A 12,559-nucleotide genomic window follows, 5' to 3' on the forward strand; every position below is an offset into this window, starting at 1 on the left:
TGAGGAGGGGAGCGATGGGGCGTCCCAGCAAAGCGCTGCTGGACCAGGAGCGGATCGCGGCCACCGCGCTGGCCCTGGTCGACGAGCACGGCGACTTCTCCGTGCCGCAGATCGCCAAGCGGCTCGGCGTGCAGACCGCCTCCGTCTACCACCACGTCGAGGGCCGGGCCGGGATCGTCGAACTGCTGCGGCTCCGGCTGGCGGCCGAGATCGACCCGGGCACCCTCGACCTGCGGCCCTGGGACCGGGCGATGGAGGCCTGGGCGCTCTCCTACCGCGCGGCCTTCGCTGCCCACCCGCGCGCCATCACGCTGCTGTCGATGGCCCAGGTCGTCGCGCCCGAGGTGCTGGCCCACTACGACAAGGCGGTCGCGGTGCTGCTGGAGGCCGGTTTCGCGGACTCGGTGGTGATGGTGCTGATCGCCGCGCTGGACAACCTGGTCCTCGGCTCCGCGCTGGACCTGGCCTCGCCCGAGACGATGTGGGAGCCGGCCCCGGACGGCTCGACCCCGCTGCTCGCCCGCGCCCTCGCGGCCGTCCCCGAGGGCCGCCGGGCCGACGCCGCCTTCGACTTCGCCCTGGAGGCCTTCCTCGACCGGGCCCGGCGCACGCTGGCCGGGCCGCACTGAGGCGGCCCGGCCAGGAGGTGGTGACGGGGGCGGGGGAGTGACGCGGGGTCAGCTCGGGTACTCGGCACCCTTGCGGGCGTAGTACCACCAGGTGACCGCCAGGCAGCTCAGGTAGAAGGCGACGAAGCCCCACATCGCGCTGGTGACGGCGAAGTTGGCGAACATCGCCGGGATGAAGAAGAAGCCGTAGGCGGCGATCGCCGCGGTGAAGCCGGTGACGGCTCCGGACTCCATCTCGGCCTGCTTCAGCGCCTGGTCGTGGGCGGCGGTGCCCTCGGTGAGGCCCTTCAGGGCGCGGGCCCGGAAGATCACCGGGATCTGCCGGAAGGTCGAGCCGTTGCCGATGCCGGAGAAGAAGAAGGCGGCCAGGAAGCAGGCGAAGAAGCCCCAGAACGAGCCGCCGTCCGCACCGGAGGGCAGGAAGGTGATCACGCCGACGATGGAGACCGCCATCCCGGCGAAGGAGAGCAGGGTGACCTTGGCGCCGCCGAGCTTGTCGGCGATCCAGCCGCCGGCCCAGCGGGCCAGGGCGCCGACGGCCGGGCCCATCCAGGCGTAGATGGCGACGGAGTAGTCCGGGAAGGTGGTCTTGATGAGCAGCGGCAGGGCGGCGGCGAAGCCGATGAAGGAGCCGAAGGTGCCGACGTACAGCCAGGTCATCAGCCAGGTGTGCTTGCGCCGGAAGATGACCTTCTGCCGGCTGAACGGGGTGGAGGCCACCTTGAGGTCGTTCTGTCCGAACCAGCTGACGGCGGCCAGCAGGACGATCACCGGGATCCAGACGAAGGCGGCGTTCTGCAGGTAGACGGCGGTGCCGTTCGCCCTGTGCTGGGCGGAGCCGATCGCCAGCACCGAGGAGGTGATCAGGATCGGGGTGAGCAGCTGGACCACCGAGACGCCCAGGTTGCCGAGCCCGCCGTTGATGCCGGTGGCGTTGCCCTTCTCCTTCTTCGGGAAGAAGAAGCCGATGTTGGCCAGGGAGGAGGAGAAGTTGGCACCGCCGAAGCCGCAGAGCGCGGCGATGGCGGCGAGCACCAGGTACGGGGTGGAGGTGTCCTGGATGGCGATGCCCAGCCAGAGCAGCGGGACCACCAGCACGATCGTGGAGAGCGCGGTGAAGCGGCGCTGGCCGATCTTCGGGCCGAGGAAGGTGTAGAAGATCCGGGCGGTGCCACCGGTCAGGCCGGGGATGGCGGTGAGCCAGAACAGCTGGGAGGTGGTGAGCCCGAAGCCGACGTCCTTGAGGTTGGTCGCGGTGACGGACCAGACCTGCCAGACCACGAAGCCGACCAGCAGGGCGGGCACCGCGATCCACAGGTTGCGGTTGGCCACCTTGCGTCCGGTGGCCCGCCAGAAGACCGGGTCCTCCGGGTCCCAGTCGCTGACGGTGCGTCCGGGCCGGTACTGGCCCGGGTCGGGGGCGTCGGCGGGCTGCTGTCCGGCGCGTTGGACGGTGGAACTCATGGCGTAACCCCTGCTGTCGAGACGGCGTCGGCCGAGCGGGGCGGCGGTGACCGCCACACTGGTCTAGACCTCTCTAATGTCCGCCTTCACGCGGGCTTTACCGAGGGTCCTATGTCGCGACTGTGCGCGGACCAAGGTCCCGGACACGACGGAGGGCCGCCCTCCACGGGGAGGGCGGCCCGTCCGACGGGGCGTCAGGAGCCTTGGGCGGAGCGCTGTTCGCCGGCCGGTTCGAGCGCTCCGGCGGAGAGGCCGAGGGCCTCCAGCAGCAGACGGCAGTCCTCGCCGTCCCTGGCGTGGGCGGCGACCACGCCGCGGACCCTGGCCTGCAGGGCCGGGGGCACGACGTGGTCGGTCGGTTCGATGGTGTCGGCGATGGTGGTCAGGTCACGGTTGGCACGGGGCATCGGGTCCGCTCCTCGGAGGTCGCGGTGGATCGCCCACGGTACCGCCTGCGGCGCGCGAACGCCGGGGACGCGCGGAGCCTACGCCCCGGGCACCCAGTGGTTGTGGACCTGGTGGACCTGCGGGCGCCCCGAGCCGGTGGGCCAGCCCAGCTCCTGCGCGACGGGCATCATCCTGTCGGCGAACGCGTCCATCTGCGCCTCGCTCTCCCAGAGGTCGAAGATCTCCAACCCCTGGTCGGTCGCGACGCAGACGTGCGAGAGGCAGCCCGCGAAGATCTCCGGCGTCTGCTGGAGCCGGGCGTTCAGGGTGTCGTACTGCTCGGCGGTGATCCCCGGGAGCACCGCGTGGATCAGAACGGCCATGGCCGGTCACTTCCTCTTGTCCTCGTGCCGAGTGGGTGTGTTGCCAGCACACCACTTCCGGCCCGGGGCGGCATCCGTACGGGGAAGGCCCGGCCGCGCACCCCCGGGAGGGCGCGCAGCCGGGCCTTCGACGGCGGGCGGCTCGCTCAGTGGGCGGCGGGGCCGACCAGCTCCTTGAGCACGTCCTCCAGGGTCACCAGACCGGTGGCCGAGCCGTCGGGGGCGACGGCCGCGGCCAGGTGGGTGCCGGAGCGCCGCATCGCGGTGAGCACGTCGTCCAGCGGAGTGGACTCGGCGACCCGGGCGATCGGGTGCAGGGCCCGGGACGGGAACGGCAGGTCGCGGTTCTCGTCCTGCTCCAGCGCGTCCTTGACGTGCAGGTAGCCGGAGACCGTCCCGTCCGCCCGCAGCAGCGGGAAGCGGGAGAAGCCCGTCCGGGCGGCGAGCTCCTCCAGCTGGGCGGGGGTGGTGCCGGGCCGGGCGAAGACCACCTGGGCGGTCGGGGTGACCACCTCGGAGACCGGGCGGCTGCCCAGCTCCAGGGCGTCCTGGAGCAGCTCGGTGTCGCGCTCGCTGAGCAGCTCGGCGTCCGAGGAGTCCTGCACCATCCGGGAGAGCTCGTCCTCGGTGAAGACCGAGCCGACCTCGTCCTTGGGCTCCACCTTGAGCATCCGCAGGATGGCGTTGGCGAAGGCGTTGATCGAGAAGACCAGCGGGCGCAGCGCCTTGGTGGTCGCCACCAGCGGCGGCACCAGCAGCATCGCCGCCTTCTGCGGCGCGGCCAGCGCCAGGTTCTTCGGGATCATCTCGCCGAGCAGCATGTGCAGGTACGTGGCCACCGTCAGCGCGATCACGAAGGCGATCGGGTGGGTGAGCGCGTCCGGCACGCCGACGGCGTGGAAGACCGGCTCCAGCAGGTGGGCGATGGCCGGCTCGGCCACGGCGCCGAGCACCAGGGAGGAGACGGTGATGCCGAGCTGGGCGGTCGCGAGCATCGCCGAGACGTGCTCCAGGCCCCAGATGACGGTCCTGGCCCGGCGGTCGCCCGCCTCGGCCTGCGGTTCGACCTGGCTGCGGCGCACCGAGATCAGGGCGAACTCGCCGCCGACGAAGAAGGCGTTGCTGACCAGGGTCAGCAGGCCGATGAAGAGCTGGAGCGCGGTCACCGGTCCTCCTCCGTGCGCTCGGCGGTGCGGTCCGCGCTGCGGTCCGCGCTGCGGTCCGCGCTGTGGTCCGAGGCGCGGCCGTCCGAGCGGCCGTCCGACGGTTCGTCGGCTGACGGGGCTTCAGGGGCGGTGATCCGCACCCGTTCCGCCACGTGGTGGTCGACGCTCTCGACCTCCAGCTGCCAGCCCTCCAGCTCGACCAGGTCGCCCGGGGTGGGGATCCGGCCCAGCCGGTGCGCGATCAGCCCGGCGAGGGTCTCGTACGGGCCCTCGGCGGAGGGCAGTCCGAGCGTCTCCAGCTGGTCGGTGCGGGTGATGCCGTCGGCGTCCCACTGACGGCGGCCGTCGGTGAGGGTGCCGACGAAGAACAGGTCGGGCACCTCGGTCGGGTCGTGCTCGTCGCGGACCTCGCCGACCACCTCCTCGACGATGTCCTCCAGCGAGGCGATGCCGGCCGTGCCGCCGTACTCGTCGATGACCACGGCCAGGCTCTCCTCGCCGCGCAGCTGGTCCAGCAGCCGGTCCACGGTGAGGGTCTCGGGCACCAGCAGCGGCGGGGTCATCAGGGTGGTGACCCGGCGGGAGGAGCGCTCGGCGGCCGGGACGCCCAGGGCGTGCCGGATGTGCACGGTGCCGACCACCTGGTCCATGCTGCCCCGGTAGACCGGGAAGCGGGACAGGCCGGTGGCCCGGGTCAGGTTGGCGACGTCGGCGGCGGTGGCGTGCTCCTCCAGGGCCTGCACGTCGACCCGAGGGGTCATCACGTTCTCCGCCGTCAACTCCCGCAGGCGCAGCGCCCGGACGAAGAGGTCGGCGGTGTCGGGCTCTATCGCGCCCTCGCGGGCGGAGTGCCGGGCCAGCGCGATGAGCTCCTGCGGGGTGCGGGCCGAGGCCAGCTCCTCGGCGGGCTCCAGGCCGAAGCGGCGCACCACCCGGTTCGCGGAGTTGTTCAGGTGCCCGATCAGCGGGGAGAACGCGGCCGAGAACAGGTACTGCGGCCGGGCCACGATCTTGGCCACGGCGAGCGGGCGGGAGATCGCCCAGTTCTTCGGAACCAGCTCACCGGCCACCATCAGGACCACGGTGGAGAGCAGCACGCCGAGCAGCACGGCCACGGTGTCCACGGCCCCGTGGGGCAGCCCGATCGCGGTGAGCGGGCCGCGTAGCAGCGCGGAGACCGAGGGCTCGGCGAGCATGCCGATGACCAGGCTGGTCACGGTGATGCCGAGCTGGGCCCCGGAGAGCTGGAAGGTGAGCCGCTTGACGGCGGCCAGGGCGCCGGCGGCGCCGCGCTCACCGGCCTCGGCGGCGCGCTCCACCTCACCGCGCTCGACGGTGGTGAGGGAGAACTCGGCGGCCACGAAGACGGCGCAGGCCAGGGTGAGGGCGAGGGCGAGCAGGAGCAGCAGGACTTCGGTCACCGTGCCACCCCCGCTCCGGACTGGTCGTCCTGCTGTACGGGAACGGCACGGGTGGAACTGGGAGGCTCGTCCATCGCGGGGACCGCGGCTCCTTCTTTCGTCAGTGCGTACGTGTCTGGTCGGTCTACAGGAGTGTAAACGAATGGCAAAGCAAGATCACTGAGACCGTAGTCACGTTCACGGGGCGTACTGAATGCTATAGTGCGTGCGTTCGCCTCCAGCGCCCCGACTTGGTGCGTGCGGAGGCTTTTTTCATGCCCATCGACACCCTGACGCCGGCCCGTACCGGCTACCTCACCCTGCTCCGCGACCGCGAGTTCGCCGGGCTGTACGCCTCCTTCACCCTCACCGTCGCCGCCACCACGCTCTCCGGCTTCGCCCTCGGCTCCCTGGTCGACGACCGCACCGGCTCGCCCTTCCTGACCGCCGTCAGCATGTACGGCGCCACCTTCGCCACCGTGCTCGGAGCCCTCACCCTGATGTCGGTGGCCGACGGCAGCCACCCCCGCCGCACCCTGCTCGCCCTCCACGGCGTCACCCTGGCCGGCACCGCCGTCCAGGCCCTGCCCGGCCTGCCGCTGACCGCCCGCTTCGGGGTGCTGCTGGTGCTCGGCCTCTTCCAGTCCCTGGCCACCGGCACCCGGCTCGGCCTGCTCGCCGAGACCGTCCCGCCGGGCGGCTATGCGTCAGCTCGCTCGCTGACCAACGTCACCTCCGGGGCGACCGCCGTCCTCGGCTTCGCGGCGGGGGGCCTGCTGGCCCGTCACCTGACGCCCCACCAGCTCTTCGCGGTCGCGGGCCTGCTGAACGCCGGCGCGCTGGCCCTGGTCGCGGCCACGGTACGGGAGCGCTCCGTCCGCCTCGCCCGGCGGCCCGGGCTGCGGGCCACCTGGAGCGCCAACGCGGCCCTGTTCGCCGACCCCGGGCAGCGGGTGCTGCTGCTGAACCTCTGGGTGCCGAACGGGCTGATCGTCGGCTGCGAGGCGCTGTTCATCCCGTACGCCGGCGGGAGTGCCGGGCTGCTGCTCGCGGCGGGGTCCGCGGGGATGCTGCTCGGGGACCTGACGGTCGGGCGGCTGCTGGACGCGCGGCAGCGGCGGCGCTGGGCCTTCGGCCTGCGGCTGCTGCTGGCCCTGCCCTTCCTGCTCTTCGCGCTGCGGCCGCCGACGCCCGTGCTCGCGGTGGCGGTGCTGGTGGCGGGCGTGGGCTTCGCCGCCACCCTGCCCTTGCAGGAGCGTCTGCTGGAGGCGACGCCCGAGGCGGTGCGGGGACAGGTCCAGGGGGTCGAGTCCGCCGGGAGGATGACCTGCCAGGGGCTGGGGGCGGCGATCGCGGGCGGGGTGGCGCAGGTGGTCGGCCCGGCGGTGGCGATCGGCGTGGTGGCGGCGGTGTCGGTGCTGCTGACGGTGGCCCTGCGGCCCGGGGAGGGGAACGGGCCCGCGGTGGGCGGCAGTTGACCGGCAGTTTGGGCGTCGGGGCGGGAGGTGGGAGCGCGATGCGCGGCATGCTGCTCCCACCATCACCGCGCCCGGCACCGCCGGGCTCCGCGCAGGAGGTTTCCCATGTCCTTCACCACTGTCGTCGACGCCCCGGCCGAGCTCACCCTCTCGCTGGCCGAGGCCGACGGGCTGGACCTGATGGCCGCCACGGTCAAGGCCGCCGTCAACCAGGACAACTGCCCGAGCTGCCACTCCGGCTTCGACTGGTCCTTCGGCCGTTCGGCCGAGTTCACCCTGGGCGGTGGGTCGGTGGTGGCCGGCTGAGGCGCGGGCCGGGCGGCGCGGGAGGGGCCGGGCGGATGGACCGTCTGGGAGTCGGGCTCACCTACGTACGGGGCCTGGAAGGGCTGTTGGAGGAGTGCGGGGAGAAGCTCGACGTGGTCGAGGTCGAACCGCAGACCTTCTGGCGGGCCCGGCCGGACGGCACCGTCGGCACCGACGACGAAGCCCTGCGCCGCCTGGCCGACCTGCCGGGCGCCCGCTTGCTGCACAGCATCGGCGACCCGGTGGGCGGGACGGTCCTCCCGGAGGCCGAGCACATCCATCTGCTGGGTGAGTTGGCGGCTCGGATGGACGTGCCGTGGGTCAGCGAGCACCTGGCCTTCAGCCGGGTGGGCGGCGGGGCCGAGGGATTCCGCACGGGCTTCATGCTGCCGCCCCGGCAGAGCCCGGCGGGCGTGCGGCGCGGCGTCCGGTCCGTGCGGGCGATGGCCGACGCCCTGCCGGTGCCGTTCGCGGTCGAGCTCGGCACCAACTACCTGCGGCCCCGGGCGGACGAGCTGAGCGACGGCGCGTTCGCGGCGCAGGTGGCCGAACAGGCCGACTGCGGGCTGCTGTTGGACCTTCACAACGTGCTCGCCAACGAGCGCAACGGGCGCTGCACGGTGGACGACCTGCTCGCCGAGCTGCCGCTGGAGCGGGTCTGGGAGGTCCACCTCGCAGGCGGATTCGAGCACCGGGGCTACTGGCTGGACGCCCACAGCGGCCTGCCGGACGAGGAGTTGCTGCTCCTCGCCGAGCGGGTGCTGCCCCGGCTGCCCGCGCTGCGGGCCGTGCTGTTCGAGGTCATGGCGTCCGCCGCACCGGGTCTGGAGGCCTCCGAGGTACGGGAGTTGACGGACCGGGTGCGGGAGATGTGGGTTCCGGGGGTCGTCGCGGCGCCGGTCTCCCGGCGGGTGGTGGGGGAGGCCGCGGAGACGGGGCCGTCGCCGGAGGAGTGGGAGGCCGCGCTCGGCAGGCTGGCCGTGGGCAGGGAGCCGCGGACCGCGTTGGAGCGGGAGTTGGCGGCGGACCCGGCGATCGGGCTGCTGCGGGAGCTGATCCTGGAGTTCCGGGCGGGGGCGCTGGCCGGGACCCTGGTGCACACGGTGCGGCTGCTGCTGCTGACGCTGGGGGAGGGCGGGGTGCGGGAGCTGCTGGCGGGGTACGCCCGGCAGCGGACGCCCGAACTCTTCGCCACGGCAGAGGCGCTGGCGTTCGCGGAGCACCTGCGGCGGACGTGTCCCGCGGTGCCGCTCCTTCCGGACGTGCTGGAGCTGGACCTCGGCCTGATGCGGGTCCGCCTGGACGGCGAGCCCAGGACGGTGGAGCTCGGTACGGACCCGAACGTCCTGCTCACCGCGCTGGGCGCCGGCCGCCTGCCGCAGGACCCGCCGCGCGGCACGTACCGCCTACGCCTGGTGGACACGCCGGGGGCGCGAGGAACTGCGCGCGGGGGAACGGCAGCACCTGCAACTGGCTGACGGAGCCCCAGTTGCAGGTGAGCTGCCTTCCGACTCGCGCCCACGCGGCGGAGCCGCAGATCAACAGAGCCTCGCGCCCCTGCGGGGCGCTACTGCGAGAGTGCTACCGCGAGGTCAGACGCGGTCGGCCGCGATCAGGAGGTACTGGAAGGAGCCGTCCTTGTAGGACTCGATGAAGGCCTCCTCGATGCCGGTGACGATCGAGGTGGTGGCGCGGAGCTCCCAGTAGGGGAGGGTGGCCGGGGTGAGGTCGATGACGGCCTGGGGGACCAGGCGGTTGTCGGCCATCGCGCGCATGTACTCGCGGCGGGAGTGGATGTTGCACTCGAAGTGGGCATTGATCTGGGAGACCCACTTGGAGGGCTGGCCGTAGGTGGGGTTCCAGCAGCCGGTGATGGTGACGTAGCGGCCGCCCAGCTTGAGGATGCGGGAGTGCTCGGAGAACAGGTCCTCGAGGTCCACGTACATGCTGGACTCGTTGTTCCAGGACGCCGCGGCCTGGCCGGTCTCGAACGGCATGTTGAGCATGTTGGCCACCCGGGAGCGGACGGCGTGGTCGATGCCGAGCTCGCGGGCGCGGTTGTTGCCGAAGTCGGCCTGGGTGGAGGAGAGGGTGACGCCCTCCACGGTGCAGTTGAAGCGCTGGTGGGCCATCACCATGGAGCCGCCGCGGCCGCAGCCGGCGTCGACCAGGGTGTCCTCGGCGGTGATCGGGCCGAGGTGGTCGAGCAGCACGTTGGTCTGGGCGGACTCCAGGCGGTGCAGCTCGTTGATCACCTTCTGCTCGCGCTCGGCCGGGTCGTCGGCCTGGATCGCGGCCTGGTCGACGTCGCCGATGCCGTAGTGGTGGTGGTAGAGGCCGTCCACGTCGCCGAGGAGCAGGTTGACCGGGCGGGCCTCGTTGTTCCAGTAGCGGGCGATGTCACCCTGGTACGCGCTGGCGGGGGCCGGGATCGACGCGGTGTTCGGGTCAGCGGTGGTGGTCATGGGGGAATCTCCTCGTGATGCGGACGATGGGCCTGCCGGGGAAGCCGGCGGCGGTTACCAGAAGTCGGGCAGGGTGTAGCGGTAGGTGTTGGTCTGGTGCCAGTTGTGGTTGCCGTCGACCCAGACCGCGACGCCGCGCAGGAAGCGCAGCAGCGCCGGGTTCGGGTACTCGACGGCCAACTGGGCCGATTCGGCCTCGAAGGCGTGCATCAGCTCGTTGTGGATCTCGACGGCCTTGAGGTAGGCGTCCCGGGCGTCCAGCTCCTCGTTCCGGGCGATCACCACGGGGAGGTTGAGGTGCAGGCCGGGGCTCTGCAGCTCCTTGGTGTAGGAGTACAGGTCGTTGACGATGGTGGTGGCGTTCCCGGCCAGGGCGATCACCCGCTGGAGGGCGGGCAGCGCGTGCAGGTCGGCGGGGAGCTCGTAGCCGCCGATCGTGTCGGTGATGGTCGGGCAGGGGCGGAAGTTGTTGAACTGACGCATCGCCAGGTACTCCCACACCTGGGGCACGTAGTCGGTCTCGTCCCAGGCGGCCTCGGCCAGGTAGCCCATGTGCAGGCGGGCCATGTCGTGCCGGTAGCGGTCGGCCTGGGAGTGGCTGGCGGCCTGGCGGAAGTACTCCATCGCGGAGTAGTACGCCCGGCGCGGCGCGTCGGACTGCAGCGACTCCTGCCATGCCGGGGTGTACCCGGCGGTGGTGTGCAGCGGGTCCAGTGCGGTGTGCGCCAGCAGCAGGCGCCCGCCGAGGCCGACCGGGGAGCCGCCGTGGTCCTCGCAGTAGACATCGTCCAGGACGTTCTCGGCCGCCATCAGACGGGTGGCCACCATCAGGTGGTCCACCGTCGGCGCGTCCGGGTGGCAGGTCACCATGTAGCGGCCGAGCGAGAAGCCGTCGAACTGGTCCTCCCACTCCGGCGGGTAGAGCGCGACCTCGTGCACCGCCCAGTCCTTGATCCGACGGCTGACCTCCTCGACGCGGGCCGGGTCCGGCTCGGCGACGGGGTGGAAGTACAGCCCCGGCACCGGGTCGCCCGGAGCCGGCTTGCCCGAGAGGGGCGGCTCCGGAGCGGTGGCGGGCGTCAGGCTGGGTACGGCGAGGCCGGGCAGGCCGGGCAGGGAGAAGGCGACCGGTGCCTCGGAGACCTCGATCTCCTGCACCGGGAAAGCGAGTTGCGGCGGCCCGGGCAGGGCGACGGCCTCCGCCGTGGGCACCTCGGCCTCGGGCGCTTCGACGGGCAGCGTCGGGTAGAGGCTGCCCGTGCCCAGGCCGCTCGGGCCGCGCAACAGCCGCCCCAGGTCCTGGAGTTCGGCGGCGGTCATGCGGAGGCCCCGATCTGGCAGTTCTCCAGCAGGCCGAGCGCGTCTGGCACCAGGACGGCGGCCGAGTGGTAGCCGCTGACCAGGTAGCGCATCACCGACTGCTGGTTGATGCCCATGAAGCGGACGTTCAGCCCCGGCTCGACCTCCTCCGGGAGGTCCTGGGGTCGCAGGCCGATCACGCCCTGCTGCTCCTCGCCGAAGCGCATCGCCATGATGGTGGAGGTCTGGGTGTCGGAGACCGGGATCTTCGAGAGCGGGTAGATCGGCACGCCCCGCCAGCCGGGCACGAGCTTGCCGTTGACCTCGGCCGGGGCCGGGTACAGGCCGCGCTTGTTGCACTCGGCGAAGAAGGCCGTGATCACCTTCGGGTGGGCGAAGAAGGCGTGGGTGGAGCGCCGCATGGCCAGCAGCTGGTCCAGGTCGTCCGGGGTGGGCGGGCCGCTGCGGGTGGAGATCCGCTGGTCGTAGGCGGCGTTGTGGAGCAGGCCGAACTCCCGGTTGTTGACGATCTCGTGCTCCTGCCGCTCGCGCAGCTCCTCCACCGTCAGGCGCAGCTGCTGCTGCAGCTGGTCCATCGGGTCGTTGTAGAGGTCGGAGACCCGGGTGTGCACCTGGAGGATGGTCTGCGCCACCGACAACTCGTACTCGCGGGGCGCGAGTTCGTAGTCGACGAAGCTGGTGGGGATCTCCGGCTCGCCGCGGTGGCCGGCGCTGATCGCGATCTCGGCCTCGCCCTTGCGGTTGACGGCGCGGCCGGCCCGGGCCCGGAACTCCTCGGTGTGGGCCCGCAACGAGGGCGTGCGGTCCAGGAGTTCGCGGTACCGCGCCCAGGGGAGGGCGAGCACGGTGGCGTCGGTGGCGGCGCGCAGCGTGGCCGACCACTCGGCGTCCGGGCCCAGGTGGGCCTCGTCGCCCAGGTGGGCGCCGTCGGTGACCACGCCGACCACCTGCGACTCGCCGTACCTGCCCTCGACGATCCGCTCCAGGCGGCCGTGGGCGATCAGGAGGACCTCCTCGACCGGCTGCCCCTGGCCGGCCAGCAGGTCACCGGCGCGGACCTCGCGGACCCGGAAGCCCGCGGCCAGCTCGGCCAGCACCTCCTGGTCGGCGTAGCCGCGCAGGGCGGGCAGCGCGTCCAGCGAGGCGGGGACGGGCCGGACCTGGTCCGCGCCCTCCTGGACGAAGAGCACCCGTCCGGCCCCGGTCCTGAGCAGCAGGCGCCGGTTGACCCGGTAGGTGCCGGCCGCGACCTCCACCCAGGGCAGGGTGCGCAGCAGGTTCCGGGAGGTGATCCCCTGCATCTGCGGTTCGGACTTGGTGGTCGTGGCCAGCAGCCTGGCCGCCTGCGTGGACAGGCTGGACTGCGTGGACCGGCTCGACTGCGGCGTGGGTGGTGCTCCCAGGCCAAGCATGACTACTCCTCGGGGAAGGGCGCCCACAGGGCTGCCGGGGCGCGGTGTGCACCGCGATTGGGCACGAGCGGACAGCACGGAGCGGCCGACCCCGCGCGGTGCCCGGGGCGTCGGTTGCCCGTTCTGGATCTGATCGGTTCGTTCAGAGG

Annotated in this window: 12 protein-coding genes; 4 read left to right on the forward strand and 8 right to left on the reverse strand. The window is 72.5% G+C overall.

Annotation, left to right across the window (positions count from 1 at the left end; genetic code table 11):
- Positions 1-14: 14 nt before the first annotated feature.
- A complete protein-coding gene (locus tag ABD946_RS08705) occupies positions 15-629 on the forward strand; it encodes a TetR/AcrR family transcriptional regulator (RefSeq protein WP_345281697.1) in 615 nt (204 codons plus the stop codon).
- 48 nt (positions 630-677) lie between these two features.
- Here the strand turns inward: ABD946_RS08705 and ABD946_RS08710 are convergent, their stop codons facing one another.
- The 5 genes from ABD946_RS08710 to ABD946_RS08730 all read right to left on the reverse strand — a co-directional run bounded on the left by ABD946_RS08710 (position 678) and on the right by ABD946_RS08730 (position 5,450).
- Positions 678-2,093 (reverse strand): NarK family nitrate/nitrite MFS transporter, encoded by a 1,416-nt coding sequence (locus ABD946_RS08710; protein WP_345281698.1) that lies wholly within the window; start codon positions 2,091-2,093, stop codon positions 678-680.
- A gap of 194 nt (positions 2,094-2,287) precedes the next feature.
- Entirely contained in the window at positions 2,288-2,500 is a 213-nt protein-coding gene (locus ABD946_RS08715; protein ID WP_345281699.1) for a hypothetical protein, read from the reverse strand.
- 78 nt (positions 2,501-2,578) lie between these two features.
- On the reverse strand, positions 2,579-2,863 hold the full coding sequence (locus ABD946_RS08720) for a hypothetical protein (RefSeq protein WP_345281700.1): 285 nt from the start codon (positions 2,861-2,863) through the stop codon (positions 2,579-2,581).
- A gap of 146 nt (positions 2,864-3,009) precedes the next feature.
- The gene (locus ABD946_RS08725) at positions 3,010-4,029 is read right to left on the reverse strand and encodes a hemolysin family protein (protein ID WP_345281701.1); all 1,020 of its coding nucleotides are present in this window, start codon (positions 4,027-4,029) and stop codon (positions 3,010-3,012) included.
- On the reverse strand, positions 4,026-5,450 hold the full coding sequence (locus tag ABD946_RS08730) for a hemolysin family protein (RefSeq protein WP_345281702.1): 1,425 nt from the start codon (positions 5,448-5,450) through the stop codon (positions 4,026-4,028). Before ABD946_RS08730 ends, ABD946_RS08725 begins: the two co-directional genes overlap by 4 nt.
- A 254-nt stretch (positions 5,451-5,704) precedes the next feature.
- Here ABD946_RS08730 and ABD946_RS08735 point away from each other — a divergent pair, with 254 nt between their 5' ends.
- The 3 genes from ABD946_RS08735 to ABD946_RS08745 all read left to right on the forward strand — a co-directional run bounded on the left by ABD946_RS08735 (position 5,705) and on the right by ABD946_RS08745 (position 8,691).
- Positions 5,705-6,907, forward strand: a complete 1,203-nt coding sequence (locus ABD946_RS08735; protein ID WP_345281703.1) for an MFS transporter — start codon at positions 5,705-5,707, stop codon at positions 6,905-6,907.
- A 105-nt stretch (positions 6,908-7,012) separates the two neighbouring features.
- Complete coding sequence (locus ABD946_RS08740) at positions 7,013-7,213, forward strand: hypothetical protein (protein ID WP_345281705.1); 201 nt, start codon at positions 7,013-7,015, stop codon at positions 7,211-7,213.
- Between the two features lie 35 nt (positions 7,214-7,248).
- Entirely contained in the window at positions 7,249-8,691 is a 1,443-nt protein-coding gene (locus tag ABD946_RS08745; protein WP_345281707.1) for an MbnB/TglH/ChrH family RiPP precursor modification enzyme, read from the forward strand.
- 114 nt (positions 8,692-8,805) lie between these two features.
- On the opposite strand, the gene ABD946_RS08750 is transcribed toward ABD946_RS08745, so the two are convergent.
- The 3 genes from ABD946_RS08750 to ABD946_RS08760 are packed head-to-tail and all read right to left on the reverse strand — an operon-like array spanning position 8,806 to position 12,410.
- The gene (locus ABD946_RS08750) at positions 8,806-9,678 is read right to left on the reverse strand and encodes a geranyl diphosphate 2-C-methyltransferase (protein ID WP_345281709.1); all 873 of its coding nucleotides are present in this window, start codon (positions 9,676-9,678) and stop codon (positions 8,806-8,808) included.
- A gap of 54 nt (positions 9,679-9,732) precedes the next feature.
- A complete protein-coding gene (locus tag ABD946_RS08755; protein WP_345281711.1) occupies positions 9,733-10,998 on the reverse strand; it encodes a family 2 encapsulin nanocompartment cargo protein terpene cyclase in 1,266 nt (421 codons plus the stop codon).
- Positions 10,995-12,410: a family 2B encapsulin nanocompartment shell protein gene (locus tag ABD946_RS08760; protein ID WP_345281713.1), complete on the reverse strand. Its 1,416-nt coding sequence runs from the start codon at positions 12,408-12,410 to the stop codon at positions 10,995-10,997. The genes ABD946_RS08755 and ABD946_RS08760 overlap by 4 nt, the downstream gene beginning before the upstream one ends.
- Between the last annotated feature and the right edge of the window lie 149 nt (positions 12,411-12,559).

It is taken from the genome of Kitasatospora albolonga (assembly GCF_039535905.1).
Taxonomy (GTDB): domain Bacteria; phylum Actinomycetota; class Actinomycetes; order Streptomycetales; family Streptomycetaceae; genus Kitasatospora; species Kitasatospora albolonga.

Bases quoted from the DNA above. Each gene is read 5' to 3' on its own strand.
- ABD946_RS08760 (WP_345281713.1), bottom strand. From the start codon at position 12,410: ATGCTTGGCCTGGGAGCACCACCCACGCCGCAGTCGAGCCGGTCCACG.
- ABD946_RS08745 (WP_345281707.1), top strand. From the start codon at position 7,249: ATGGACCGTCTGGGAGTCGGGCTCACCTACGTACGGGGCCTGGAAGGG.
- ABD946_RS08720 (WP_345281700.1), bottom strand. From the start codon at position 2,863: ATGGCCGTTCTGATCCACGCGGTGCTCCCGGGGATCACCGCCGAGCAG.
- ABD946_RS08740 (WP_345281705.1), top strand. From the start codon at position 7,013: ATGTCCTTCACCACTGTCGTCGACGCCCCGGCCGAGCTCACCCTCTCG.
- ABD946_RS08735 (WP_345281703.1), top strand. From the start codon at position 5,705: ATGCCCATCGACACCCTGACGCCGGCCCGTACCGGCTACCTCACCCTG.
- ABD946_RS08750 (WP_345281709.1), bottom strand. From the start codon at position 9,678: ATGACCACCACCGCTGACCCGAACACCGCGTCGATCCCGGCCCCCGCC.
- ABD946_RS08710 (WP_345281698.1), bottom strand. From the start codon at position 2,093: ATGAGTTCCACCGTCCAACGCGCCGGACAGCAGCCCGCCGACGCCCCC.
- ABD946_RS08715 (WP_345281699.1), bottom strand. From the start codon at position 2,500: ATGCCCCGTGCCAACCGTGACCTGACCACCATCGCCGACACCATCGAA.
- ABD946_RS08755 (WP_345281711.1), bottom strand. From the start codon at position 10,998: ATGACCGCCGCCGAACTCCAGGACCTGGGGCGGCTGTTGCGCGGCCCG.
- ABD946_RS08705 (WP_345281697.1), top strand. From the start codon at position 15: ATGGGGCGTCCCAGCAAAGCGCTGCTGGACCAGGAGCGGATCGCGGCC.